General features: G+C 69.4%; 24 protein-coding genes and 1 other RNA gene. 18 read left to right on the forward strand and 7 right to left on the reverse strand.

Annotation, left to right across the window (positions count from 1 at the left end; translation table 11 throughout):
* Positions 1-4 precede the first annotated feature (4 nt).
* Entirely contained in the window at positions 5-262 is a 258-nt protein-coding gene (locus tag AB0B14_RS14405) for a DUF3040 domain-containing protein (protein ID WP_091409372.1), read from the reverse strand.
* Positions 263-692: 430 nt separating this feature from the next.
* Here AB0B14_RS14405 and AB0B14_RS14410 point away from each other — a divergent pair, with 430 nt between their 5' ends.
* The 5 genes from AB0B14_RS14410 to AB0B14_RS14430 are packed head-to-tail and all read left to right on the forward strand — an operon-like array spanning position 693 to position 6,996.
* Positions 693-2,795: a DUF1800 domain-containing protein gene (locus AB0B14_RS14410; protein ID WP_357070571.1), complete on the forward strand. Its 2,103-nt coding sequence runs from the start codon at positions 693-695 to the stop codon at positions 2,793-2,795.
* A gap of 8 nt (positions 2,796-2,803) precedes the next feature.
* Positions 2,804-4,186: a DUF1501 domain-containing protein gene (locus tag AB0B14_RS14415; RefSeq protein ID WP_357070568.1), complete on the forward strand. Its 1,383-nt coding sequence runs from the start codon at positions 2,804-2,806 to the stop codon at positions 4,184-4,186.
* Entirely contained in the window at positions 4,183-5,601 is a 1,419-nt protein-coding gene (locus AB0B14_RS14420; RefSeq protein ID WP_357522667.1) for a ferredoxin reductase family protein, read from the forward strand. Before AB0B14_RS14415 ends, AB0B14_RS14420 begins: the two co-directional genes overlap by 4 nt.
* Positions 5,602-5,612: 11 nt before the next feature.
* The gene (locus AB0B14_RS14425) at positions 5,613-6,224 is read left to right on the forward strand and encodes an FMN-binding protein (RefSeq protein WP_357522668.1); all 612 of its coding nucleotides are present in this window, start codon (positions 5,613-5,615) and stop codon (positions 6,222-6,224) included.
* Positions 6,225-6,273: 49 nt separating this feature from the next.
* Positions 6,274-6,996, forward strand: coding sequence for an FAD:protein FMN transferase (locus AB0B14_RS14430; RefSeq protein ID WP_357071034.1), 723 nt, complete (start codon positions 6,274-6,276; stop codon positions 6,994-6,996).
* A 313-nt stretch (positions 6,997-7,309) separates the two neighbouring features.
* On the opposite strand, the gene AB0B14_RS14435 is transcribed toward AB0B14_RS14430, so the two are convergent.
* Positions 7,310-7,981: a bifunctional DNA primase/polymerase gene (locus AB0B14_RS14435; RefSeq protein ID WP_357071031.1), complete on the reverse strand. Its 672-nt coding sequence runs from the start codon at positions 7,979-7,981 to the stop codon at positions 7,310-7,312.
* Between the two features lie 247 nt (positions 7,982-8,228).
* Here AB0B14_RS14435 and AB0B14_RS14440 point away from each other — a divergent pair, with 247 nt between their 5' ends.
* The 7 genes from AB0B14_RS14440 (at position 8,229) to mctP (ending at position 15,332) form a co-directional block, all read left to right on the forward strand.
* A complete protein-coding gene (locus AB0B14_RS14440) occupies positions 8,229-9,455 on the forward strand; it encodes a helix-turn-helix domain-containing protein (protein ID WP_357070559.1) in 1,227 nt (408 codons plus the stop codon).
* A gap of 16 nt (positions 9,456-9,471) precedes the next feature.
* Positions 9,472-10,044, forward strand: a complete 573-nt coding sequence (locus tag AB0B14_RS14445; protein WP_357522669.1) for a flavoprotein — start codon at positions 9,472-9,474, stop codon at positions 10,042-10,044.
* Between the two features lie 71 nt (positions 10,045-10,115).
* Entirely contained in the window at positions 10,116-10,988 is an 873-nt protein-coding gene (locus tag AB0B14_RS14450) for a Nif3-like dinuclear metal center hexameric protein (RefSeq protein ID WP_357070553.1), read from the forward strand.
* Complete coding sequence (locus tag AB0B14_RS14455) at positions 10,978-11,715, forward strand: C4-type zinc ribbon domain-containing protein (protein WP_357522670.1); 738 nt, start codon at positions 10,978-10,980, stop codon at positions 11,713-11,715. The genes AB0B14_RS14450 and AB0B14_RS14455 overlap by 11 nt, the downstream gene beginning before the upstream one ends.
* A 3-nt stretch (positions 11,716-11,718) precedes the next feature.
* Positions 11,719-12,861, forward strand: a complete 1,143-nt coding sequence (locus tag AB0B14_RS14460) for a bifunctional RNase H/acid phosphatase (protein ID WP_357522671.1) — start codon at positions 11,719-11,721, stop codon at positions 12,859-12,861.
* Positions 12,862-13,440: 579 nt separating this feature from the next.
* Positions 13,441-13,683, forward strand: a complete 243-nt coding sequence (locus AB0B14_RS14465; protein ID WP_139587743.1) for a DUF3311 domain-containing protein — start codon at positions 13,441-13,443, stop codon at positions 13,681-13,683.
* A complete protein-coding gene (gene mctP / locus AB0B14_RS14470; protein ID WP_357522672.1) occupies positions 13,683-15,332 on the forward strand; it encodes a monocarboxylate uptake permease MctP in 1,650 nt (549 codons plus the stop codon). Before AB0B14_RS14465 ends, mctP begins: the two co-directional genes overlap by 1 nt.
* Positions 15,333-15,560: 228 nt before the next feature.
* Here mctP and AB0B14_RS14475 read toward each other — a convergent pair whose 3' ends face one another.
* Positions 15,561-16,019 (reverse strand): MarR family transcriptional regulator, encoded by a 459-nt coding sequence (locus tag AB0B14_RS14475; protein WP_357070540.1) that lies wholly within the window; start codon positions 16,017-16,019, stop codon positions 15,561-15,563.
* Positions 16,020-16,073: 54 nt separating this feature from the next.
* Between AB0B14_RS14475 and AB0B14_RS14480 the strand changes: the two genes are divergently transcribed.
* Positions 16,074-17,306, forward strand: a complete 1,233-nt coding sequence (locus AB0B14_RS14480; RefSeq protein WP_357522673.1) for an MFS transporter — start codon at positions 16,074-16,076, stop codon at positions 17,304-17,306.
* 26 nt (positions 17,307-17,332) lie between these two features.
* Here AB0B14_RS14480 and AB0B14_RS14485 read toward each other — a convergent pair whose 3' ends face one another.
* Complete coding sequence (locus AB0B14_RS14485; protein WP_357522674.1) at positions 17,333-18,094, reverse strand: sulfite exporter TauE/SafE family protein; 762 nt, start codon at positions 18,092-18,094, stop codon at positions 17,333-17,335.
* 97 nt (positions 18,095-18,191) lie between these two features.
* On the opposite strand from AB0B14_RS14485, the gene AB0B14_RS14490 reads away from it, so the two are divergent.
* Positions 18,192-19,154, forward strand: coding sequence for a threonine/serine dehydratase (locus AB0B14_RS14490; protein ID WP_357522675.1), 963 nt, complete (start codon positions 18,192-18,194; stop codon positions 19,152-19,154).
* A 144-nt stretch (positions 19,155-19,298) separates the two neighbouring features.
* Positions 19,299-19,714, forward strand: an RNA gene (gene rnpB / locus AB0B14_RS14495) — RNase P RNA component class A.
* 152 nt (positions 19,715-19,866) lie between these two features.
* On the opposite strand, the gene AB0B14_RS14500 is transcribed toward rnpB, so the two are convergent.
* Positions 19,867-20,667, reverse strand: coding sequence for a methyltransferase domain-containing protein (locus AB0B14_RS14500; RefSeq protein WP_357070528.1), 801 nt, complete (start codon positions 20,665-20,667; stop codon positions 19,867-19,869).
* Between the two features lie 297 nt (positions 20,668-20,964).
* On the opposite strand from AB0B14_RS14500, the gene AB0B14_RS14505 reads away from it, so the two are divergent.
* From AB0B14_RS14505 to AB0B14_RS14515, 3 genes are all read left to right on the forward strand, one after another.
* Positions 20,965-21,354, forward strand: coding sequence for a phosphotransferase (locus AB0B14_RS14505; RefSeq protein WP_357070525.1), 390 nt, complete (start codon positions 20,965-20,967; stop codon positions 21,352-21,354).
* A gap of 11 nt (positions 21,355-21,365) precedes the next feature.
* Positions 21,366-21,875 carry a hypothetical protein gene (locus AB0B14_RS14510; protein ID WP_357070522.1) on the forward strand — a complete coding sequence of 170 codons (510 nt, stop codon included), beginning with the start codon at positions 21,366-21,368 and terminating at the stop codon, positions 21,873-21,875.
* Positions 21,876-22,992: 1,117 nt separating this feature from the next.
* A complete protein-coding gene (locus AB0B14_RS14515; RefSeq protein WP_357522676.1) occupies positions 22,993-23,997 on the forward strand; it encodes a DUF4062 domain-containing protein in 1,005 nt (334 codons plus the stop codon).
* 72 nt (positions 23,998-24,069) lie between these two features.
* On the opposite strand, the gene AB0B14_RS14520 is transcribed toward AB0B14_RS14515, so the two are convergent.
* Positions 24,070-24,210 (reverse strand): hypothetical protein, encoded by a 141-nt coding sequence (locus AB0B14_RS14520; RefSeq protein WP_357070516.1) that lies wholly within the window; start codon positions 24,208-24,210, stop codon positions 24,070-24,072.
* A 65-nt stretch (positions 24,211-24,275) separates the two neighbouring features.
* Positions 24,276-24,905, reverse strand: coding sequence for a nuclear transport factor 2 family protein (locus tag AB0B14_RS14525; protein WP_357522677.1), 630 nt, complete (start codon positions 24,903-24,905; stop codon positions 24,276-24,278).
* Positions 24,906-24,981: the final 76 nt, after the last annotated feature.

Below are 24,981 nucleotides of genomic sequence, written 5' to 3' on the forward strand. Positions count from 1 at the left end.
GCCGTCACGTCCACCGGCGGCGGAACCGCCACATGATCGCGGCGTTCGCCACGAGCACCACCGCGCAGATCGCGCCGGTCAACCGGCCGGCGAACACGGCTATCGCTGGCAGCGACGCCCACAGCACGATGGTCAACAACATCAGGTAGCGGCCCCTGCGGGCCCGGGCCCGGTGGTCCAGCCGGTTGAAGAAGGCCGGGTCACTCTCCCGGAGCTGACGGGTGATCTGGTCGAACCTGCGCTGATCCTCTTTGCTGAGCATGGCGCTGCCTTCCCCTCACGCGTTCAGCGGTTCGGCGGCATACCCGCCGTGACGGCGGCTCACGCCCACCCGCTGCTGCTACTTTTCCGCCACGCGAGTGAACCTCATGTCCGGCTTACCCAAACCTTAAGTTTGTCTGTGGTGATGGGCGGCGCGGAACGTGTCGCCTCCGGCGGAGCGGTCCGATCTGTGCCCGGCTGCCGCACGTACGCCCTGCTGGGAGGGTCCGCGCTCGACTCCGGCCCGCCGCCCGATCCCGACGACGCGCTGAGCGCTGTCTTAAGTGCCCTCCTGCGGGTGTTCGGCCCACCTTGAAGGCACCTGAGGGCTTGGCTACCTTGCCGTAGCAACCCCCTCAGGCAACAGTCGCCGCACCTGCCGCACCTGCCGGTCGCAGTTCTCGGCGCTCATCAGAAATCGGGATTGGTACATGGCCGACCAGAATGTGCCACCACGTCGACCGCGGGACGACCGCGGTTGGGACGGACGCCAGCACCACAGCGCGGACGGCTACGGCGACCCCCACACGCCCGCGCCGTACGGGTACGACTCGCCCCACCCCTACCAGGGCGGCTACCCCGCCCAGGCCGACCCGCGCGAGCAGTACGGCGACGGTTACGCCCACGCCGGACACCCGGCCCCCGGCCCGCGCGGACCGCAGTGGGTCGGCCCGGAGGGTCTCGGCCGGCCGGCACCGGCGCGACCGGCCGGTGCCGGACTGCCCGCCCTCGACGATGACGACGACCCGGGCCGCAAGGTCGGCCGGCGCAAGGCCATGGTCGCCCTCGGCGGCACCGCCGCCGTCGTCGCCGGTGGCGCGGCGATCGCCATGACCCCGCAGTTCCGTGGCCTCTTCGGCGACGAGGCGGCAGCGGCCGGCGACGCGACCGGCAGCACGGTGACCGACGGCACCGCGGCGCGGCCCAGTGGCCAGCAGCCCAGCACGGTGCGGACGTACACCGAGCAGAACGAGAGCTACATGGGCTCTCGGGCCGGTGAGGCGCTGAAGAAGAACGCGCCGACAAGTGGACGGACCCTGCCCGGCCCGGCCGCCGCCGCGGCGGCGACAAAGGTGACGGTCAAGACGGTGCTGTCCAAGGACCCGATCCTGCACCTGGCCCGGCGCGCCACCTTCGGGCCCACGCCCGCGGTGATCGCCGACATCAAGAGCCAGGGCATCGACGCCTGGATCCGCGCCCAGTTGGAGCCGGACAAGATCGAGCCGAGCAAGGCCGAGCTGAAGCTCTCCGAACTGCCCACCCTAAAGCTCGACCCGCAGCAGTTGCGCACCCAGCGGGACCAGCTCAACGAGCAGGGCGCCCAGCCGGAGCGGGAGATGGTCGACGCCACCATCGCGCGGCAGATCTGGTCCAAGCGCCAGCTGTTCGAGGTGATGGTCGACTTCTGGAACGACTTCCTGCACGTCGCGGCCGACTTCGACGGCGGCGAGGTCTACCGCAACTCGTTCGACCAGGACGTCGTGCGCAAGTACGCGCTGAGCAGCTACCCGGAGATGCTGGTTGCCGCGAACAAGCACCCCGCGCTGCTGATCTACCTGAACCAGAAGGACTCCCGCAAGGACGCGATCAACGAGAACCTCGCCCGGGAGAACCTCGAGCTCTACTCGGTCGGCGTCGACGGTGGCTACGAGGAGCAGGACGTCCGGCAGGCGGCCATGCTGCAGACCGGTCGCGGTATCGACCGGGACGGCAAGTACGTCTTCAAGCCGGAACAGCACTACGTCGGCAAGGTGAAGATCCTCGGCTTCACCCACGCCAACGACTCGCTGGACCCGAAGAAGGCCGACGCGGCGATCGACGCGTACATCGCCTACATCGCGCTGCACCCGTCGACGGCGAAGTACGTCGCGCAGAGCCTGGCGACCCGGTTCGTCTCGGACACCCCGCCGAAGTCTTTGGTGGACCGGCTGGCCAAGACGTACACCACCAACAACGGCCTGATCAAGCCGGTGTTGATGGCGCTGTTCAGCTCCTCGGAGTTCTGGGCCGGCGTGGGCCAGAAGGTGCGCCGGCCGATGGAGTACCTGGTCGCCACGTACCGCACCCTGGGCGTCTCACCGGACCCGTCGCCGAAGCACAACAACGGCGACAACAAGCGCACCCCGTACGCCCGGGGCCTGCGGCAGATCCACGACAAGCTGCGCGAGCTGGGCCAGTTCCCGATGGGTCAGCCCACCCCGGACGGCTACCCGGATGTCTACGTCGCCTGGACGTCGGCCGGCACCATGGTCAACGGCTGGAACGAGGCGGGCGAGATCATCGGTGGCTTCCGCACCACCTTCACGTACACGGCGCCCGAGAAGTTGATCGCCAAGCCGCCGGCCACCGCCGGGGCGTACGTGGACGCGCTCTCCCAGCGGCTGGTGGGTCAGCTGCTGAGCACGCGGGAGAAGACCCTCATCCTCGGTGTGGCCGGTGTGCCGGCGACTGCCAAGGTGGACGCCACGTTCAACGGGGCCATCACCGCCGTCGCGCGGGCGATCCTCGCTTCCCCCCAGCACCACCTCCGGTGAGGCACCCGATGGAGAAGACTGTGTACAACTCTTTCCCCCTGCACCCCGAATGCCCCGACGTGCGACGGCTGGCCGACAACCCGGCCGAGGCGTTGCTGCGCGCGGAGGCGGACATCGTCGCCGCCGAGAACGCCGCCGAGGCCGACCGCTACCGCACTCTGGAGAACCTGGAGGAGGCCCAGCAGGACGGTCGTGGCGTCACCCGGCGGACCTTCGTCGTGGGTGCCGCGGCCACCGCCACCGCCCTGGCCACCGCCCAGTTCGTCACCACGTCGGCGTCGTTCGCGGCGACCCCGACCGGCACCCTGATCCACGTCTTCCTCTACGGCGGCCTGGACGGGCTGAGCCTGGTCGCGCCGGACAACGAGCCGGTGCTCGCCAAGGCCCGCCCCGACCTGCTGCTCGGCAACGACTCGCTGGCCCTGGACCGTGGCTTCAAGCTGACCAGCGCGTTCAAGCCGTTGGAGAAGTGGCTCGCGGCCGGCCAACTGGCCTTTGTCCCGGGGACCTCGGACCCGCGCCTGTCGCGCAGCCACTTCCAGGCCGCGGACGCCTGCAACCTGGGTGGCCTGCCCAACGAGACCGGCGGCCGGGGCTGGCTCGACGGTCTGGTCGACCACCTGGGCAAGGGCACCGCGTTCCGCAGCGTCGGCATCGGCAGCACCCTGCCCCGCTCACTCGTGGGCACCAACGGCGCGCTGTCGCTGAACAACGTGGGATCGCTGCGGCTCAACGGCGACCAGAAGTACCGGGCCGCCACCGAGGCCGCCATCAAGGGGCTCTTCACCGGGATCAACCACCCGGTCGAGGAGGCCGTGCAGGAGGGCATGGGCGCGCTGGCCACCGCCCAGCAGTTGGCCGCCAAGCCGTACGAGCCGGCCGAGGGCGTCAAGTACGAGGGCGTCGGCAACTCGTTCAAGCAACTCGCCCAGCTGATCAAGGGCGGCGCGAACGTCCGGGTCGCCACCGTCGGGATGGGCGGCTACGACACCCACGAGAACCAGGGCACCGCCGCCGGCGGCCAGCTGCACCGCCGGCTGAACGAGCTGGCCAGCGCGATGGCGGCCTTCTTCACCGACCTCGGCCCGCAGGCCGCCGACGTGACGATCATGGTGTCCAGCGAGTTCGGCCGCCGGGTCGGCTCCAACACCGGCGGCACCGACCACGGGCACGGTGGGGTGGTCACGATCCTCTCCGGCAAGAAGCTGGCCGGCTCGCTGCTCGGCGACTGGAACGGTCTGGACAAGCTGGACTCCGGTGACGTGCCGGAGTACAACAACATGTTCAACGTGTACGGCGCGGTGGCCCAGGGCCGGTTCGGGCTCACCAACGCGGAGGTCGAGAAGGTCTTCCCCCGCCAGAAGTACGCCCCGATGAAGCTGTACGCGTGACGCATTCGCACACCCACGCCGCCGGCCGTCGTACCGGGACCTCGTCCCGGCACGGCGGCCGGTCGGCTGCGCCCGTACCCCCGCAGATCCCGGACCGGCGCGGACCCGGCGGCCGGCGGCTGCTCGGCCTGTTGCTCCTGGTCGGCCTGCTCGCCAGCGTGCTGCCGTGGTGGTTGGGCACCCCCGCCGGTTCGTTGCGCAGCACCGCGTCCACCGTCACCGCGGCGGGCCGGATCAGCGGTCTGATCGCCGGCTACCTGCTGCTGGTGCAGGTGCTGATGATGAGCCGGCTGCCGGTGCTGGAACGGTGGATCGGCGGCGAGCAGATGGCCCGCTGGCACCGCGACGTCGGTGCCACCCTGCTGGTCGCCGTGCTGGCGCACCTGTCGCTGATCATCGTCGGCTACGCCGACCTGCGGAACCAGTCGCTCCTCGCCGAGGTCGGCACGCTGCTCGGCGACTACGAGGACATGGTGTCGGCGTTCGTCGCCGCCGGGATCATGATGCTTGTCGGGCTCAGCAGCATCCGGGCGATCCGCCGGGCGCTGCCCTACGAGCTGTGGCACCTGCTGCACCTGTCCAGCTACCTGATCCTGCTGCTCGGCTTCGGCCACCAGTTCACCCACGGCGCGCAGCTCTACAAGCCCGGTCCGGTCCGCACCGGCTGGATCGCGCTCTACGTGCTGGTGGTCGCCGCCCTGCTCTGGGGTCGGGTGCTCGCGCCGCTGGCGTTCAACCTGCGCTACAAACTGCGGGTCGCCGACGTGGTCGCCGAGAGTCCCGACACCATCTCCATCTACCTCACCGGCGAACGGCTCGGCCGGCTGGCGATGCTCGGCGGCCAGTACTTCCGCTGGCGCTTCCTCACCAGGGGCTGCTGGTGGCAGTCGCACCCGTTCTCCGTCTCCGCCGCCGCGAACGGTCGCTGGTTACGACTCACCGTCAAGGTCGTCGGCGCGCACACCGGGGACCTGCGGGACCTGACCGCAGGCACCCGGGTCTGGGCCGAGGGCCCCTCGGGCACCTTCACGGCCGCGCACCGGGTCCGCGAGCGGGCCCTGCTGATCGCGGGCGGCAGCGGCATCACGCCGATCCGGGCGATGCTGGAGGAGTTGCCGCCAGGCGCGGCCCTGATCTACCGGGCCCGCACCCCCGCCGACGTGCTGCTCAGCCGTGAGCTGGACTGGCTGGCGCAGGAGCGCGACACCTCGGTCTGGTACGTCATCGGGTCCCGCGACGACCCCGGCCCCCGTCAACTGATGAGCCCGGACGGGTTGCGTCAACTGGTGCCCGACGTGGCCCGGCGCGACGTCTACCTGTGTGGGCCACCCGGCCTGGTGGAACAGTCGGTGCGCGCGCTGCGCAGGGCCGGCGTGCCCCGACGGCAGATCCACCTGGCCACGTTCGAGTTGTAGGAAGGCATCAGATGCGTCGCGCGTTGCTCGCGATCACCGGCCTGGCCGCCAGCACCACCGCGCTCGTGGTGTTCAAGGGGTCGCCGGCCGCCACCCAGGTCGCCCAGAACCTGCCGACCGCCCAACCGGTCGACCCCACCCCACAGGACGTCGACCCGGCCGCCGCCCCGGCCCCCGGCGCCGCCGCCGAACCGCCCGCCGGGGCACCGACGCCGTCGGTGGCGCCCAGCGCGCCGTCGTCGGCCAAACCCACCAAGAGCACCACCCGGCCGCCCAGCACCCCCCGCACCACCACGAAGGCTCCGACCGCGCCGCGGCCCACCACCAAGGCGCCGCAGCCGACCACCCGCCGGATCACCGGGCCGGGCGTGGACAACGAGTACGGGTACGTGCAGGTGCAGATCGTGGTCTCCGGCAGCCGGATCGTCGACGCCGTCGCACTGTCGCTGCCCAGCGGGGGTGAGTCCGACATCCACAGCGACGACGTCAGCGGCCGGTACGACGGAAGCGGCGGCGAGGTGGTGCAGAAGCAGAGCGCCAACGTCAACACCGTCTCCGGTGCCACCGAGACCAGCAACTCCTACAAGCAGTCGCTGCGGGGCGCGATCGAGCAGGCGTTCTGACGTGCCGGCGGCGCTGATCCGACCCGGGCTGTGCCGGGTCGAGCAGATCATGGGTACGGCGATCACCCTGGACCTCGCCGACGACCTGCCGCCGGCCACCCTGTCCGAGGTGGCCGACGACGTCTTCGCCTGGATGCGCGAGGTGGACGCCCGGTTCAGCACGTACCAGCCGGACAGCGAGGTGTGCCGCTTCGACCGGGGTGAGGTGCTGCTCTCCGAGGCGTCGGCGGATCTGCGGTTCGTGCTGGAGACCTGCGCCGACCTGTGGGGTGCCACCGACGGGTTCTTCGACGCGTACGCCACCGGGCGGCTCGACCCGTCCGGTTTCGTCAAGGGGTGGGCCGCCCAGGTCGCCTCGGACCGCCTGCTCGCCGCCGGTGCCGTGAACCACTGCGTGAACGCTGGCGGTGACCTGCGGGTGCGGGGCGTGTCCCCGACCGGGGCACCGTGGCGCATCGGCATCCGGCACCCCTGGGACGCCATGGCGACCTGCCTGGTGCTCACCGGGACCGACCTGGCCGTGGCCACGTCCGGCGTCTACGAGCGGGGCCGGCACGTGCTGGACCCACGCCGGGGCACCCCGGCCAGCGGGTTGCGCTCGGTGACAGTGGTCGGCACGGACCTCGGCGTGGCCGACGCGTACGCCACCGCCGCCCTGGCCATGGGCACCGCCGGTCTGGGTTGGCTGAGCGGCCTGGACGACCACACCCATGCGGTGGTGACCGACGACGCCCGCCAATACCATTCCGCCGGCCTACCCCTAACCACCTAACGCCCCACCCCCCGCGCGGGGGGTGGGGCGGGTGGGGTGGGTTGTTCTAGCGGACTGGGCGGTGGGTGCCGGCTGGGCGGGAGCCGGTGGGGCGTGGGCGGCCGGGGCGCGAGCCGGAGGGTCGGGTGCCGGCCCACCGGTGGCGTCGGTGGCTACGGCGGGGCGGTTCGGTGCCGCCGGGATGAGGCGCCCTGTCGTTCGTGGACATCGTTCCCCCGTTCGTGGCGCGCGTTCGCGCCGTCTTCCTGTCAACGAGGACCGGCGCCCCGGCGACGCTGTCGGGCACCGGATCGAATCGTCGGTCGGGCCGGTCTCATCGGCCTCGTCGGGGCAGCGGCAGGTGACCGGGGAGCAGGTCGGGGGCGAGGGTCACGCCAGCGGCGCGCAGCGCCCCGATCAACGTGTTCTGTACGAGGTACGAGTCCGGCAGTTGCCAGCGGGCCTGCTCGGGGGCGACCGCCCAGCGGACCGTCCCCTCCGGCAGCCGGGTGGGCGGCGCGGGGATCCACGAGCCCGGCCCGTGTCGGACCACGTGGAAGCAGTGCTCCAACTCCGGCCGGAGCGGGTCGCCGGGGCGGACCAGGAACATCCACCGCCCGGTGGGGGTGACAAGCACCGGGCCGCGTACGCCGGTGCCGGCCGGGTGGATCCGCACCGCGTCGAGCACGTGCCGGCCCAGGTGGGCGGGCACCTCCAGCACGTCGAAGGTTCGGCCGGTGGGCAGCAGCACCCCGTGTGGACGGTTGCGCCACCAGGTGGCCACCCGGGCCGGGTCGGCGCTGGCGGCCAACTCCCAGTTCTCCAGGGCGGGGTGGCAGCCCACGGTGGGACAACCGGCCCGACCACAGACGAAGCGACTGCGGGCCAGGCAGGCCCCTGGCGTGACCTCCCATCCGTGTGTGGCGTACCGCATGGCGACCCTGCGCAGCCGGACTCGTTCCAGTGGTGACAGTTCGGCTACGCGCGGTCCGACGTTCCCCCACATGTGTGCCATCTCCCCTCGTCGGGCCCGGCGGTCGCCAGGTCGCATGTCGAGCACCGTCACTGCCGTAACCCACGATCGTTGAGGTTGACGAACGGCTCGTGCAACTTGCACGAAAGTACGAGGGCTGGCCGTTCGACTGACGTACATCGTGTGCGACCAGCGAAAACCTGAACGTGAACGGCGGCCGTCGCACCCGCTGACATCGCCCCCGCTCGATCTATCGGCGGCGGCAGAGGAGGATGGGCAGATGGACGAGCTACCCATAGGACGGCGAGTGGCCTACTGGCGAGGGCGCCGCAAGATGTCGCAACAGGTCTTCGCCGATCGGCTCGGCAAGTCCAAGAGTTGGGTGGACAAGGTCGAACGCGGCGTTCGCCGGCTGGACAAGTTCTCCGTCCTCTACGAGATCGCCGACATCCTCCAGATGGACGTGCAACTGCTGATGGGCAAGGACCCGGAGCGACGCGCCGACGCCCTCAACTGCATCGACCAGGTCGAGGTGCAGGAGATCCGGGCCGCGCTGGAACGCTACGACTCGATGAGCGCGTACTTCGACGCGGTGCCGTGTCCGCCACCGCTGGACGACCTGCGCAAGGCCGTCAACCACGCCTGGCTCACCTACCAGTACGGCCGCTACGGCATGCTCACCCGGGCCCTGCCGAAGCTGCTGCGCGACGCCCAGGCGGCCGACGCCGCCTACGGCGGTGAGCGGGCCGCCGAGGCGGCCCACCTGCTCGGCCAGGTCTACCAGATCGCCTCCTCGGTGCTGCGCAAGCTCGGCGAGTGCGAGCTGGCCTGGCTGGCCGCCGACCGGTCGATGGCGGTGGCCCAGCGCGCCGACGACCCCCTGCTGGCCGGCATCGCCACCACCCGGGTGTGCAACGCCCTGGCCGCGATGGGTCGGGCCCGCCCCGCACTGGAGCTGAACGTCCAGATCGCCAACCGGCTGGCACCCGGCGGAAGCAACGAGGTCACTCCGGCCCGGCTCTCCGTCTACGGGATGTTGCTGCTGCAGGGCGCGATGGCCGCGTCCCGCATCGGCGACTCGGCCAGCGTCGACGACCTGATCAACTGTGCCCAGGAGGCCGCGACCCTGCTCGGTGGCGACCACAACCACTACTGGACGTCGTTCGGCCCGACGAACGTCGAGCTGCACCGGGCCGCCGCCGCGGTGGAGTTGGGCGACGGGGGTCGGGCGGTGGAGGTGCACCACCGCATCGCGGAGCACTCCTTCAACGCGCTGCTGCCCGAACGCCGCGCCCACCACCTGCTCGACATCGCCCGCGGGTACGCCCAGGTCGGCGACGTGGCGAACGCCGGCGAGATGTTGCTGATGGGTGATCGGCTCGCGCCGTCGGAGATCCGCTGCCGGCCGATCGCCCACGAGGTGATGTCGGACGTCCTTCGTCGCACACGTGGTGCGCCGCCTTCTCCGGTAGCGGAGTTGGCTGAGCACATGGGAGTAGGGGTATGACCGCGGAGCCGGTGTGATGGCCGGTCCAGCGCGCAGCAGCGGACGCCGTGCGGTGCTCTACGTCATCGCCTGTGGTTCGCCGCTGGCCCGCAGGGTCGGGCAGTTGGTCGACCTGGCGCAGCAGGACGGCTGGGACGTCTGCGTGGTCGTCACGCCGGACGGCGCCAAGTTCGTCGACCAGACCGCCCTGGCCCGGCAGACCGGCCACCCGGTGCGGACGCACTACAAGAATCCCGACGACCCGGACGTGTTGCCGCCCGCCGACGCAATGATCGTCTGCCCGGCGACGGTCAACACGGTCAACAAGTGGGCGGCCGGCATCGCCGACACACTCGCGCTGGGGCTGCTGGTCGAGGCGCAGGGCAAGGGCATCCCCATCGTGGCGGTGCCGTACACCAACGTCGCGATGGCCGCCCACCCGGCGTTCCGCGCCGGCCTGGCCCGGCTGGCCGAGTGGGGTGTCACGGTGCTCTTCGGTGACGACGTGGTCGCCTTGCACCCGCCCGGCACGGGGGAGCAACACCTGCACGCCTTCCCGTGGGCGATGCCGCTGGCCGCGCTGCACGCCGTCGCCGTGGGAGCCGCCTAGCGGCCACGGCGCGGCGCGACCGGGCCGGGCGTCACCGCTGGGCCGCCCCCGCGCCGGTAAGCTGGCCCGCCGTGAGCACTAGCAGATCCGTCCCCACGGTGACCGACGTGGTGGCCGAGCTGGAACGGCGCTATCCACCGGTCTGGGCCGAGGACTGGGACCGGGTGGGCCTGGTGCTCGGCGAGCCGACCGCCCCGGTCCACCGGGTGCTCTGCGTGGTCGACGTGGTGCCCGAGACGGTCGCCGAAGCGCTGGCCGCCGACGTGGACATGATCGTCGCGCATCACCCGCTGTTGCTGCGCGGGGTCTCGTCGGTGGCGCCGACGACCTTCAAGGGCCGGATCATCCACCAGTTGATCCGCGCCGGGGTGGCGCTCTACGCGGCGCACACCAACGCCGACGTGGCGTCCCCGGGTGTCTCGGACGCCCTCGCCGCCCGGTTCGGGCTGACCGGGCTGCGCCCGTTGCAGCGGCCCGCGCCCGGCTCGGCCGCCCACGGCGACGACCGGGGTTTCGGCCGGGTCGGCGAGTTGCCCGAGCCGATGACTCTCGCCGAGCTGACCCGACACGCGGCCGCCGTGCTCCCCGTCACGTCCTGGGGAGTTCGCGCCGCGGGGGATCCCGGGCGTATGGTTCGTACCCTCGCCGTCAGCGGCGGGTCGGGGGACAGCTTCCTCGGCGCCGCGACCGCCGCCGGGGTGGACGCGTTCCTCACCGCCGACCTGCGGCACCACCCGGCCGGCGAGCACCTCGCCGCCGATGGTCCCGCCCTGATCGACGCCGCCCACTGGGCGACCGAACGACCGTGGCTGGACGACCTGGCCGCCCTCCTACGGGAGGCGCTGGGCGTCGAGACGCTGGTGTCCGACCTGGATACCGACCCGTGGACCGTGCATGCCGCCGCACCCGTTGTGGACGACAAGGAGCCCGACCGTGAAGGCTGACCCTCAGGTGCAGCGCCGCCTGCTCGACCTCCAGGCGATCGACACCAACCTCGCCCAGCTCGCCCACCGCAGGCGGACGCTTGCCGAGCGGGCCGAGCTGGAGTCGCTGGCCCGGGAGCTGTCGTCGTTGGAGGACGAGCGGGTCCGCGCCCAGGTGGCGGTCGACGACCTGGACCGGGACATCGCCCGGCTGGAGAAGGACGTCGACCAGGTCCGCGCCCGCAAGCAGAAGGACGAGAACCGGCTGGCCGCCGGCACCGGCCCGGCCCGCGAGTTGGAGGCGCTCCAGCACGAGCTGGTCTCGCTGAACCGGCGCCAGGGCGACCTGGAGGACGCCGAACTGGAGCTGATGGAGCAGCGCGAGACCGCGCAGGGCGTCCTGGACGGCGTGGAGCAGCGGCTGGCCGACACCCGGGACAAGCGGGCCGCGACCGAGCAGCGCCGCGACGACGCGTTGGCCGAGATCGCCAAGGAGGAGGAGTTCAAGCGGGGGGCCCGTCAGCCGCTCGCCGCCGACCTCCCGAGCGACCTGGTCACCCTCTACGACAAGATCCGCGAGGACACCGGCCTCGGTGCCGCGCTGCTCACCGGGGGCCGCTGCGGCGGGTGCCGGCTGGAGCTGTCCGGTGCCGACCTCGCCCGGATCCGCAAGGCGGCCCCGGACGACGTGGTCCGCTGCGAGGACTGCCGCCGGATCATGGTCCGCACCAACGAGTCGGGCCTGTAGGTCGTGGCGCCGCGCGTGGTCGCCGTCGAGGCCGACGGCGGGTCCCGGGGCAACCCCGGCCCCGCCGGCTACGGCGCGGTGGTGCTCGACCCGGAGACCGGCGAGGTGCTCGCCGAGCGTTCCGAGTCACTGGGTACGACGACCAACAACGTCGCCGAGTACCAGGGGCTGATCGCCGGCCTGACCGCCGCCGCCGAGCTGGGTGCCGCCGAGGTGGACGTCCGGATGGACTCCAAACTGGTGGTCGAGCAGATGTGCGGCCGGTGGCAGATCAAGCACCCCGGCCTGCGGCCCCTCGCCGCCCAGGCCGCCGGGTTGGTGGGCCGGTTCACCGCCGTCCGGTTCACCTGGATTCCGCGCGACGAGAACCGGCACGCCGACGCGCTCGCCAACGCCGCCATGGACGCCGCCGCCGGCCGTCCCACCTCTTCCCGGACGGCGGGCCAACCGCCGGCGACACCCGCGGTCGGCAGCGACCCGGCGACCGCGCCGGCCTCGTGGGAGCCACGGCCGACCTTCACCGCCACCCGGCTGATCCTGGTCCGCCACGGCGAGACCGAGTACACCGAGCAGCGGCGCTACTCCGGCCGCGGTGACGTGCCCCTGTCCGAGCGCGGCCGGGCCCAGGCCGGGGCCACCGGCGCCCGGGTGGCCGCGCTGGCTCCGTCCGTCGCGGCCGTGCTCAGCTCACCGCTGTCCCGGTGTACGGCCACCGCGGCGGCGATCGCCGAAGCGCTCGGCGGTGACGTGCCGGTGCGCACCGAGGACGACCTGATCGAGTGCGACTTCGGCGCGTGGGAGGGGCGCACCTTCGCCGAGGTGCGTCAGCAGTGGCCGGGGGAGATGGACGCCTGGCTCGCCTCACCCCGGATCGCCCCGCCGGGCGGAGAGTCGTTCACCCACGTCGCCGAACGCGCGCACCGCGTGACAGCCGGGCTGCTCACCGCGTACCCCGGGGAGACCGTGGTGGTGGTCTCGCACGTCTCGCCGATCAAGCTGGTGCTGCGCGACGCCCTCGCGGCCGGCGACGGGTTCCTGCACCGGCTCTTCCTGGACGCGGCCGGCATCTCGGTGCTCGACATGTGGCCCGACGGCGGCGTGGCCGTGCGCACGGTCAACGACACCGCCCACCTCGCCGCGCTCTAGATCGGCGGCGGTCGGGCCCACCGGCTCGTCGCGCCCTGCCGCGCGGAAACCCGCCCGGCCCCACGGCCTGTAGCTGCTTGTTCAGGTAGGCCGGGGGCAGCTCGTAGAACGCGGCGAGGGTGCCCGTTGGCACCAGGGCGTCCAGCCAGCTCAGGGTTGTCCTTTGCTCTGCACCCGCGGGTGCGACGGCTACTGTCTGCGACCGGTGCCTATTGGGGTGCAGAGCAAAGGACAATCAGCGATCAGCCATCGAGAGGAGGGGTGCGGGGATCGTCGCCGCGACTGATCTCCGCACCCCCCTCGTCGCCGCGGCCCAGGGTCGACGAAGCACCCGCACGGCTCGTGGTCAGCCACGGCGGCCCGACCTCGTGCCGTGACATCACCCCGCAACCCTTGGCGGCCCGTCGGGCTGGTGGCCGGGCGGCGGTTCTCGCTGTCCTACTGGGCGTGCGCGTCATTCGGCGCACCGTGATCGCCGCTCGGCGCACGACTCACCGGCCGGGCCGCGTGGCGGTCCGCGCAAAGCCGTAGCCTCCGGCCCGTTACATCGAGATCTTCGACTCCCCGGAGGTGTGTCAGATGGCTGCACCCGAACCGGAGGCGCCCACCACGGCGCCGGCCAGGGCGAAGGACCACAGCCCCTGGAACTGGTTGCTCTTCATTCCCATCGTCGTACCGCTGATCCCGGCCTTCTTCAACGGCGACTCGCCCCGGGTCTTCGGCTTCCCGCGCTTCTACTGGCTGCAACTGGCCTTCATCCTGCTCGGCGTCGGCACCACCACTTTGGTCTACCAGATGACGAAGAAGCGGGGAGGCCGCTGATGTGGCGCGACCATCTCACCGAGATCATCGTCTTTTCGCTGCTGTTCCTCCTGGTCAGCGCGATGGGCTTCGTGGCCGCCCGGTGGCGGGCACCGAAGGACATGGCGCACCTGGACGAGTGGGGGCTGGGCGGCCGCAGCTTCGGCGGCTGGATCACCTGGTTCCTGATCGGCGGTGACCTCTACACCGCGTACACCTTTGTGGCGGTGCCGGCGTTGATGTTCGGTGCCGGTGCGGCCGGGTTCTTCGCCGTGCCGTACACCATCGTCATCTACCCGCTGGTCTTCCTGGTGTTGGTGCGCCTCTGGTCGGTGTCGCACCGGCACGGCTTCGTCACGCCGGCCGACTTCGTCCGCAACCGGTTCGACTCGCCGGCGCTGGCCCTGCTGATCGCCATCACCGGCATCGTGGCCACCATGCCGTACATCGCGTTGCAGCTGATCGGCATCGAGGCCGTTCTCAAGACGATGGGGGTCACCGGCGACAACGCGGTGGCCCGGCACCTGCCGATCATCATCGCGTTCGCCATCCTGGCCGCGTACACGTACCAGTCGGGGCTGCGCGCGCCCGCGCTCATCGCGTTCGTCAAGGACAGCCTGATCTACATCGTCATCCTGGTGGCGGTCGTCTACCTGCCGTACAAGCTGGGCGGCTGGGGTGACATCTTCGCCGCCGCGGACGCGAAGTTCGACGCCTCACCCAACCCGAACGACGGCATCCTGCTCAACGGCAACAACCAACTTCAGTACATGACGTTGGCGCTCGGCTCGGCGTTGGCGCTCTTCCTCTACCCGCACAGCATCACCGGTGTGCTGGCCAGCAAGAACCGCGACGTGATCAAGCGGAACATGTCGGCGCTGCCGGCGTACAGCCTGCTGCTCGGGCTGATCGCGCTGCTCGGCTACATGGCCATCGCGGCGGGGGTGAAGCCGCTGCCCGGCGCGAAGGAGGGCACGGTCGACAACAACACGATCGTGCCGCTGCTGTTCGACCAGCAGTTCCCGGACTGGTTCGCCGGTGTGGCGTACGCCGCGATCGGCATCGGTGCCCTGGTGCCCGCGGCGATCATGTCGATCGCGGCGGCGAACCTGTTCACCCGCAACATCTACAAGGAGTACCTGAAGCGGGACGCCTCCCCGGCCCAGGAGGCGAACGTCTCGAAGATCACCTCGCTGGTGGTGAAGGTCGGCGCGGTGGCCTGCATCGTGTTCCTCGACCCGCAGTTCTCCATCGACCTCCAGCTGATCGGCGGCGTGATCATCCTGCAGACGCTGCCGGCGGTGGCGCTGGGCCTCTACACCCGCTGGTTCCACCGCACCGGCCTGATCGTCGGCTGGGTGGCCGGCATGGGCCTGGGCATGTGGATGCTCTACCAGGTGGCCAGCCCGACGAAGAAGCACTTCGGCGGCTCGGCGTTCCCGCTGTCGGAGTTCGGGTTCGACACCACCAAGACGATCTACGTCGGCATCGTGGCCGTGGCGGTCAACCTGGCCGTGGCGGCGCTGGTGACGCTCGCGCTGCGGGCCGCGAAGGTCGAGGAAGGAGTCGACGGCACCACACCTGACGACTACTTCGCCGACGAGGGCGACCCCCGGGTCACCCCGGGCACCGACAGCGACGCCGACTCGGCCCGCGAACCGGTCGCCTGACCTCAGGCACGTACGCCCGGGCGCCGACGTGGGTCGGTGCCCGGGCGCACCTGTCCCCGCGCCCCGTCTCCCCGCGCCCCGTTTCCCCGCGCCCGGCGTCTCCCGCGTCGATCTTGCAGTTGTGGTGCCCGGCAGGTGGTGATTCAGACCGTTTGTCCCCCACCATAAGTGCAAGATCGACGGGGCTGGGCGGGGCGGGGCGGGGCTGGGCGGGGGTGGATCAGCGGATCAGCGGGGGTGGTTGCGGTTTATCAGGGCCTGGTTTAGGCGGCCGAGCAGGGTTGCCAGGGCGGTGCGGTCCTCGGTGGTCCAGTCGGCCAGCATGTCGCCGTAGAGCCGGGTGCGGGCGGCCTGCACGACGGCCATCCGTTGCAGGCCGGCGGCGGTGGGGGAGATGACCGTGCCCCGGCCGTCGGAGGGATCCGGGGTGCGAGTGATCAGGCCGTCGCGTTGTAGGGCGGAGACCTGCCGGGTCACCGTCGAGCCGTCCAGGTTGAGTCGGGCGGCGAGCGCCGAGACGTTCTGTGGGCCGGCGTCGGCCAGGTGGCGCAGGATGACGTACGCCGCGCGGTCGAGCACCCGGTGCTCGGCGGTGCCGGTGGCCCGCCGGGTGGCCTCGCCGAAGCGCATCAGCAGGGCCACCTCGGTCTCGATCCGGCCGAGGGTGCTTTCGTCGTCGTCGTTCATAGCTGTATGATACAGGATAATTACCTGTACGATACAGCTATCTGAGGAGTCGGAGTGGATCGGCGTTCCGAACCGAACCGCAGTGCCATCTACGCCACCACACTGGTGGCCTTCCTCGCCATCGCCGGCATCGCCGTCGTCGACCCGATCCTGCCGGCCATCGGCGAGGCGATCGGGGTCAGCGCCTGGCAGGTCGAGTTGCTGTTCACCGCGTACATCGCGGTCATGGCCCTGGGCATGATCCCGGCGACGCTGGCCAGCGGCCGGTTCGGCTTCAAACCGGTGCTGATCACCGGCGTCTCCGTGGTCGGCCTCGCCGCGATCCTCGCCTCGTTCAGCGACAACATCGTGCAGCTGTCCGTGCTGCGCGGCGTCTGGGGACTGGGCAACGCGATGTTCTTCGCCACCGCCATGGTGGTGCTGGTCAACCTGGCCGTCGACCGGGAATGGGTGGTCGGCCTCTTCGAGACCGCCCTCGGCCTCGGGTTCGCCGTCGGACCGCTGATCGGTGGCCTGCTCGGCCAGGTCAGCTGGCGGCTGCCGTTCTTCGTCTGCGGCGTCTTCATGGTCCTCGCCCTCGGCGTGGCCTCCCGCAAACTCCGCGAACCCGCCAACCGCCAGGCCCCGGTACGCGTCGGCCAGATCTTCGCCACCTACCGCCGGCCGGCGTTCATCGCCCTCTGCGTGGTGACCGCCGCGTACAACTTCGTGTTCTTCGTGGTGCTCGGCTACACGCCGCTCTTCCTCGGCCTGGACATCGTGCCGCTGGGGCTCGCGTTCACCGGCTGGGGCCTCGGCCTGGCCACCGGCATCCTGGTCATCGGCCACCGGCTCGCCCACCGGATCGGCGCGGTGCAGACCGTCGGCGTGGCCATCACCGGCCTGCTGGTCTGCATGGTCCTCTTCGCCACCTCGCACTCCACCGCCGAGGCGCTCGTGGTGCTGGTGCTGGCCGGACTCTGCATGGGGCTGGCCAACGCCAACCTTACCGACCTGGCGCTCGGCCTCGGCTCCAGCGATCGTCGGGTCGCCACCGGAGCGTTCAACCTGGTCCGCTGGGGCGCCGCCGCGCCGGCACCGATCATCTCCGGCAAGCTCGCCGAGCACTCGCTGGCCCTGCCGTTCTGGGTCGGCTTCGGGGTCCTCGCCGTCGGCGTGCTGGTCTACCTGGCCTTCGCACACGTGATGGCGGCCGGCTACGGCGAGCGGGTGCTCTGGTCGCGCCTGAACCGCGCCGCCGCCGATGCCGAGAACGCCGTCGAGGAGCCGGTAGGCGAGGCCTACTGACGCAGGCTTGTTGGCTTTGCCGCCGGTCAGCTCAGGGCGCGCCAGAGCAGGTAGAGGCCGATCGTCGTGCCGAACACCACGATCAGCGTCTTGAGCACCACCGGCGGCAGCCGGCGGACGAGCCGGGCGCCCGCGTACCCCCCAAGGAGGGTGGCCGGCGCGACCACCGCGACCGCCGCCCAGTTCACCGGGCCGAACAGGGCGAAAACCACGAGCGTGGTCAACCCCACCAACGCGGAGAGCAGATTCTTGATCGCGCTCACCCGTGCCAGCGTCGCGTCCAGCACCAGGGCCAGCCCGGCGACAAGCATCACCCCGAGTGCCGCACCGAAGTAACCGCCGTACACCGCGCCAAGCGCCACCATCGCCTGCACCGTGACCGTCCGCCGGCGTGGCGACAGGTCCCGGGGGTGGCCGACCAGCCGGCGCAGCGGGTCCTGGAACGCCAGGACCGCTGTCGCGCCGAGGACCAGAAAGGGTACGACCAGCTCGAACGCGCGGGCCGGGGTGGCCAGCAACAGCAACGCTCCGGCGATCGTGCCGGCGATCGTGGTGGGTATCAGCGTGGCGAGCGCCCGGGGGCGCGGCAGGTCCATCCGGCTGCCCGCCACGCTGGCCAGGTAACCGGGGAACACCGCGATGGAGTTGCTGACGTTCGCCGGAACCGGGGGCAACCCGACCGCGATCATCGCCGGAAAAGTGATAAGCGAACCGCCACCGGCCACCGCGTTGACCGTGCCAGCGGCGAGACCGGCGGCGAGTAGCAGCGCCGCGTGGGAAAGATCCATAGCCCCACGAGGCTAGCCCGGCCGCCTGGCCCCCCGCACGATCGGCTGCTCCTGATCCGCGGGTCGGCCTGTCCCGCTGCTGTGGCACGCTTCGGTGATGATCGAGCTCGCGGACATCGAGGCGGCCGCCGACCGGATCGCCGGCCATGTGGTCCACACGCCCACCGTGCCCAGCCCCGGCCTGTCCGAGCTGCTCGGCGTGCCCGTCACCGCCAAGCTGGAGCTGCTGCAACGTACCGGGTCGTTCAAGGCACGTGGCGCGGCGGCGAAGCTGCTCGTCCTGGACGACGCCGAGCGGGCGGCGGGCGTGCTGGCGGTCAGCGGCGGCAACCACGGCATCGCGGTCGCGGTGATGGCCGGCGCCCTGGGCGTGGCGGCGACCGTGGTGATGCCCCGGACGGCACCGGCGCGTGCCATCGAGGTGGCCCGCGCGGCCGGTGCCGACGTCCAGCTGACCGACGGCATGTCCGCCGCGTTCGCGCTCATGTCCCGGCTGCGGGAGGACGGCCTGACCCTGCTGCACCCGTTCGACGACCCGGTGGTGCTCGCCGGGCAGGGCACTGTCGGACTGGAGTTCGCCGACGACGCCGGTGAGTTGACCGACGTACTGGTCAGCGTCGGCGGCGGGGCGCTGATCTCCGGGGTGGCCGCGGCGCTGCGGGCACGCCGGCCGGGGGTACGGGTCTGGGGCGTGGAGACCGAGGGCGCGCAGGCGATGTCGCAGGCCCTGGCCAAGGGTGGGCCGGTCGAGGTGCCGCTGTCGTCGATCGTCACCACGCTCAGCGCGCCGACCGTCTCGCAGCTCACCTACGATCACGTGACTGCCCTGGTCAGCGACGTGCTCGTGGTCTCCGACGCGGAGGCGGTGCGGGGAACTGTGGAGTTGGCCGAGCATGCGAAGGTCTGGGCCGAGCCGGCCGCCGGATGCCTGCTGCCGGCCGCCCGCCGGGTACGGGAGCGGGTGGGTGACGATGCCCGGTTGGGTCTCGTGCTCTGCGGTGGCAACGCCACGGTCGCCGACGTGGCGTCGTGGACGGCGCGCCTGAGCGCCCTCGGGTAATCGTCCCTGTGGCCGGCAGCAGGCCGCCCCGCACGATCCGGCCTCCGTCTGCCGGTCGCGCCGATCCGCCATCGTCATCGGCCGAGCCGGGCCGGGGCGGAACGGGGCCTCCCCATCACGTCGTTAGGATGGGAGCGCGACGGACGAGTCGACCGGGCGGTCGCGTCGGCGGGCTTCGGCCCGCCGCCGAGGAACGTCCGGACTCCACAGGGCAGGGTGGTTGTTAACGGCAACCCGGGGTGACCCGCGGGACAGTGCCACAGAAAACAGACCGCCGACCCCAACGGGGACGGTAAGGGTGAAACGGTGGGGTAAGAGCCCACCAGCACCCCGGGTGACCGGGGTGGCTCGGTAAACCCCACCCGGAGCAAGGCCAAGCAAGGGCCGTCACCGCAAGATGACGACCCGGCGCAGACGCTTGAGGGCTGCCCGCCCGATGTCTGCGGGTAGGCCGCTGGAGCCTGCCGGCAACGGCAGGCCGAGATGGATGGCCGCCGCCGGCGCACACCCTCCGGGGTACGCGCCGCGCACAGAATCCGGCGTACAGGTCGACTCGTCCGTCGCCCACCAGCTCAGAGCCTCGATCAAGGCTCTGAGCTGGTCGTCTGTTAGGTGTCGTTGGAGTTGGGTGGTAACAAGGCAATCCCAATATCAGGGCCCCACGCCGTAACGAGGCATGCTGCGCCCCCCGCCCTGGCGAGAGGCACTGCGGTTAATCAGCTGCAATAGGACGGTATTCGTAGTCGACAGGGATGGACGTGATTGGTTCGTCGAGTGCAGCCTCCGGTAGGCGGCGACACACGGCTCGGACATATCCAAGGTTGCGGCCTTGGTCGGCCTTCAAAGCCCCGATTTCCGCGCTGTTGTCAGGGGCGACAGCGTATTGCCACTCCAGCCATCTCTTCCATCCGTCCGGCATTGCATCGGCCGCCTCCACCGCGACTACTCCGCTGCGCTGCCAGTGCCGAGACCACCAGCCGGCGGAGTGCAGGCAGGCCATGCTTGGTTCCCACCAGCCGGTGAGATGATCAGGAATGGGTCCGTCAATCTCCTGCATCAGGCCGGCATTGGCAATTCCTATCAGACCGCCTGGCTTGACAAAGCGCGCAAGGTAGTTCACGAACAGGTCGTCGGTCCCGAAGTACATGAACGAGTCGATGCTGGTCACGGCATCGAAGAAGCCCGTCGAAAACGGCAGCGACTTCGCGTCCGCATGCAACGCGAACACGCTCTTGTCAAGACCAGCATCATGAATTCGCAGAGCGCGTTCATCTGCTCCGAACCACAGGTCCACCGACCACACCTCGACACCGAATTCACGGCTCATGAAGATCGACGAAGCTCCGCGGCCACTGCCGAGATCCAAAACTCTCATTCCTTTTTGTAGAGGCATCTGCTGAGTGAGCCACTCTGTGAGCCAAAGCGAGTTGGCTCCCCCGCTGACGCACGACTTCAACCAGTCAAGCGAATACTGCGAGGATCGGGGAAAGCGCAATGATGCTTCATTGGTCATATGTATTGCCTCTCGTTCAAGTGGATGAGCTTGTAGTGCATTGTTCACCCTCGGCGGGAACTGAGAGTAGCCTTCTGGGCTTCCCCTCTGCCACCGGAATTCATGCCCATGGCCTCAGTCGGAGGGACAATGGCCATAGTCCGGCGTACAGGTCGACTCGTCCGTCGCCCACCAGCTCAGAGCCGTGATCAAGGCTCTGAGCTGATCGTTGACGAGTACCTATGGGAAACCGGTCGACAGGTGATCAGTCGTGAGCTCTCCTGGTCATGATTTCCCTCCCGGTAGGAGCCGTCCCTGGTGATTGTCCGACCTCGAATCGACCGCGTACTTGTCGAACGGTTGATCGAAACACAGTTCCCACAGTGGGCCGGGCTGCCGCTGCGCCTGGTTGAGCCGGGTGGGTCCGACCACGTCATCCATCGGATCGGCGAGAAACTTGCGGTCCGGTTGCCTCGGCACGCCGGTGCCGTCAGGCAGGCCGAGAAGGAGTATCGGTGGCTGCCACAGTTGGCCCCGCACCTACCGCTGGCCATCCCGCAACCGGTCGCGGTGGGTCGACCGGACTTCGGGTATCCGTGGCCCTGGGCGGTCTCGCAATGGCTTGACGGCGAGGTGGCAACCTCAGCTGCGCTGGGTCGGATGATCGACCCTTCGCTACCCACAGTGCTCGTCCTGGTGGTGACGTGAGGCGCCGTGTGGTGGGCATTCTTGCCCTGGGCGCACTGTCGATGTCCCAGGGCGGGTGTTCTATGCCGTTCAGCTGCGCCGAGCCGGAGGTGACGGTCGACGCATCCGTGCATACCGAAGCCGCGCCGATCGAGTCGGAGCTGCGACCGCTGGGTCGGGTCCTGGAGGTCCACTGGTGGGAGTGGACAGAGAACGGCCGCTGCGACTTCAACGTTGGCGACCTCTTCCTGGTGCGTGAGGGCGCGGTCCGGGTTGCGCAGGCCGACATTGCCAGGCTGACCGAGTTGACGACTGCCCTGGACGTGGACATCCCCGACGATGTCGCGCCACACCCGCGGCTGTCGTCCTGGCTGCCCGCCGAACCGGAGTGGCGTGGTGGGACCGGCCTGGATTGGAGCGACGGCGAGGAAGGCTCGGCCGTGTCAGCCTCATACTTGCTGGACTCGGCGAGCGGCGTCGTCTTGTTCCGATCCGACGCCAACTACGACCCGGCGTCGACTCCGACCGTCTCACCCTCCTGACGGGCCCCACAATCGACCGCGAGGGGGATCGGCATGGCATTGACCAGGAAGGGCTCAAGGCTGACCACGGTCGACGGCATCGTCTACCGGTGGCGAGTGCGCGGGAAGCCGACCTACGACCAGGCACTCTGCGAGCGACCACTTACCTTCGCCATCGAGCAAGCCGACCGCAAGGGCAGCGTGCTGCTGGTCAGCATGCCTCAGGACCATCCGAGCAACTGGTTCGGCGGCCCGCCCGTCCCTGTACTTCCGTCGACGGTCGTGGCAGTCGTCCGCAAGGCTCTGGCTGGGGGATGGCGACCTGGCGAGCCAGCGGCAGCCTTCCACGTGACTGTGCCCGACATATCGCGACCAAGCTGCGCTGATGCCGTCCCGCGAGGAACACACCCGAAACGCGATCGATAGCCTGTTCGGGCCTGCGGCTGGGGTTCCGGAACCGCGCCCGTGAGAGCGTTGTATCTGAGGGCCAGACTCGTCCGGGTGACCACTCGATGCGGCATCGGGGAGAGCGGGCGGCGGGTCACGTCTACCGGGTGATCACAAGTGACCACCCATCCGGGGCGGTTCTGCGGTGGGATCTTCGCCCCGTCAAGGTTCGACCTGAGACGGCCTGAGGGCGCGCGTGGTCTTGTTGCCCAATAGCTGCCTCGTCCTCCCCTGCGCCTTGCTTTATGGCCCGATCAAGACGGTCCAGATCGGCACGCATCGCGTCAATCAATTCCTGCTGCCCTCCCGCATACGTGTCAGGCAAGGCGCTATCCTCGGCAAGGGTTTCTTCGAACATGCCGGCGGCTGCTACATGTAGCGGAAGCTGTGCCCCCGAGTCGATGATCGGGTCGGGGCGCATGTCGAAGCCGGACGACATGCTCAATCAGCTCCACAAGTTTGGCGTCGGCCGCCTGGGGGCTATCTTCTGTAAGTTCGCAACTGTGTACCCATGTCGGGGCCGTCGTTGCTAGGTTGACCGGCCAGGGGTTGCCGATCAACTATGCAGCACCCCGGGCAATGCGGGCATTCCTCCTCAAACTACTAGCGCCCCGCGACTCGCCAGGCTCCAAGCATCCAGTCACGGAGCATCCGATGCAACAATCGCTCTATGGCATCCCCTACCGTCTTCGTGAGCTCCACTTTCTACGACCTCCGCTACATTCGTGAGAGCCTCAAGCGAATGATTGAAGCGCTGGGTTATGGCGCCGTCCTAAGTGAGGACGGGGCGGTCTTTTACGATCCGGCAACTAGCGCTTCCGAGTCCTGTTTCAAGGAAGTTCCGAACGTCGACCTCTTTGTATTGATTATCGGGGGTCGATACGGAAGTCTTGCGCGGGATAGTGATAAGTCTGTGACCAACGGCGAGTACCAGACAGCAATCAAGCAGCACATACCCGTATTCGCACTTGTCGAGCAGGGAACCGCTAACGATTTCGAGTTGTACCGTGCAAACGCGTCCCGCCCAGAGGTCTTGGCGCACGTCTCTTTTCCCCATGCTGATAGCCCGAAAATATTCGAGTTTATCGAAGAGGTCCAAACCCGGGCTCAGAACAACGCAATCGCACCGTTCCGAAACTTCAGCGACATCGAAAGCTATCTACGGCAGCAGTGGGCCGGCATGATGCATGCCTTCTTGAAGCGGGGAGCCGAGGAGCGGCAGATGGCCGACAGTCTAGAAATGCTCGCGCAGGTTAATAGCAGGATCGAATTGCTGGCCGAGCAGATCCTGAAGAATGTCGGATCTCCACTTGATCGCATTGTCGTGAGAGCCTTGCAGCGAATGCTAACCTCTAGAGCGATAGCTGACTTAAGGTACGTACAGGTCAACCCGACCCCCGCCGACATGGTCCAACACGAGTCATTCGACAGCTGTGCTGCGGCCTACGGTAAGCAGTACAGGGAGGCCAGGGACACAACGGTAATTTCGAGTAATGGATACATCTCATCCACCAGGTGGGACGAGGATCGGAAAGACTACCAAGAGCTTCGGGATTACATTCTGAGGCTGTTAAAAGAATCGAGTGTCTCACCTGCGGAACTCATGGCCTATGACTTTGGCGGAGATTTGCCAAAATCGTTTGACGCCAAATCTCCAGGTTTCATGTCAGCGGGTTCCGAGGATGATGTGACCTAGGTGAACATCCCGTTTCTCCTCTAGACCAATCCTTCTCTAACACAGTCTAGTCGAAGCTTGACTTTAGCTATGTCAGGAGAGCTGCATGGCAATTCCGGTATTGTGCCGCGGCCGGACGCTGATCGGGTACGCGCAGAGCTGATCGAGTGACCCACGCAACGCGGCGGCCGCCCGGATAGGCATCGCGGCCAGTTCGGCGGTGAGCACGATCACGGACGCTCCGATGGCCTCATCCTCGTCCGACTGGCGACCCGGTCCTGCCACGCCCACGCGTACAGTCACCCGTCACCGGGCGGCAGAACCGGCAGCGCGTAGACCTCCTCGGCTGACCGCCGGGACCGCAGAACACCCGAAGTACGTGGAGATCTGGCACAAACGATGCTATCCACAGCGGGTCGCACACCCGTGCGTCGGGGACCGCTATCGAGGCGCGGCACGATGTGCCGTTCCCCGGTGTCGGCCATCGAGTGCAACATTCCGGCGGCGAGTGGGATGAGCCGGGCAAGGCCGGGCTGTCCATTGCGCCCGGCCAGTTCGGGCCCCAGCCTGGTCATCAGCCGGGTCAGCGCCGGCAGCGGGCGAATGAAGAGCGTGATCTCGGTGATCAGGCCGTCCGGGCGTAGGCGCAGCCGCTGCGCTTCACAGATGCGCCGGCCGTCGACCTGGGCTTCGTAGAACAGCGCCACGGTACGGCCCTCGGCGACCTGGTCGGTGTAGGTGATGCCGTCGATCGCGGTCAGGGCCACCTCAAGCAGGTCGCGTACCTGTTGGCGACCCTGGAAGGTGAATTGCTCGGTGATCGGCGAGACAAGTGTGACCTCCGGGCTGAGAGCGGCGACCGCTGCCGCGGCGTCACCAGCCTCGCCGGCCGCACGCCATGCGGCGACTGCGTGGTACGGCTGACTCACCGGTACTCCTTCCGCGTGGGCGCTGCCGCTCGAACCAGAACCGGGCGACGACGCGCCTCGTCGAGTATCGCCCTCG

The organism is Micromonospora sp. NPDC049171 (genome assembly GCF_040648275.1).
In the GTDB taxonomy this organism is placed as follows: Bacteria; Actinomycetota; Actinomycetes; order Mycobacteriales; family Micromonosporaceae; genus Micromonospora.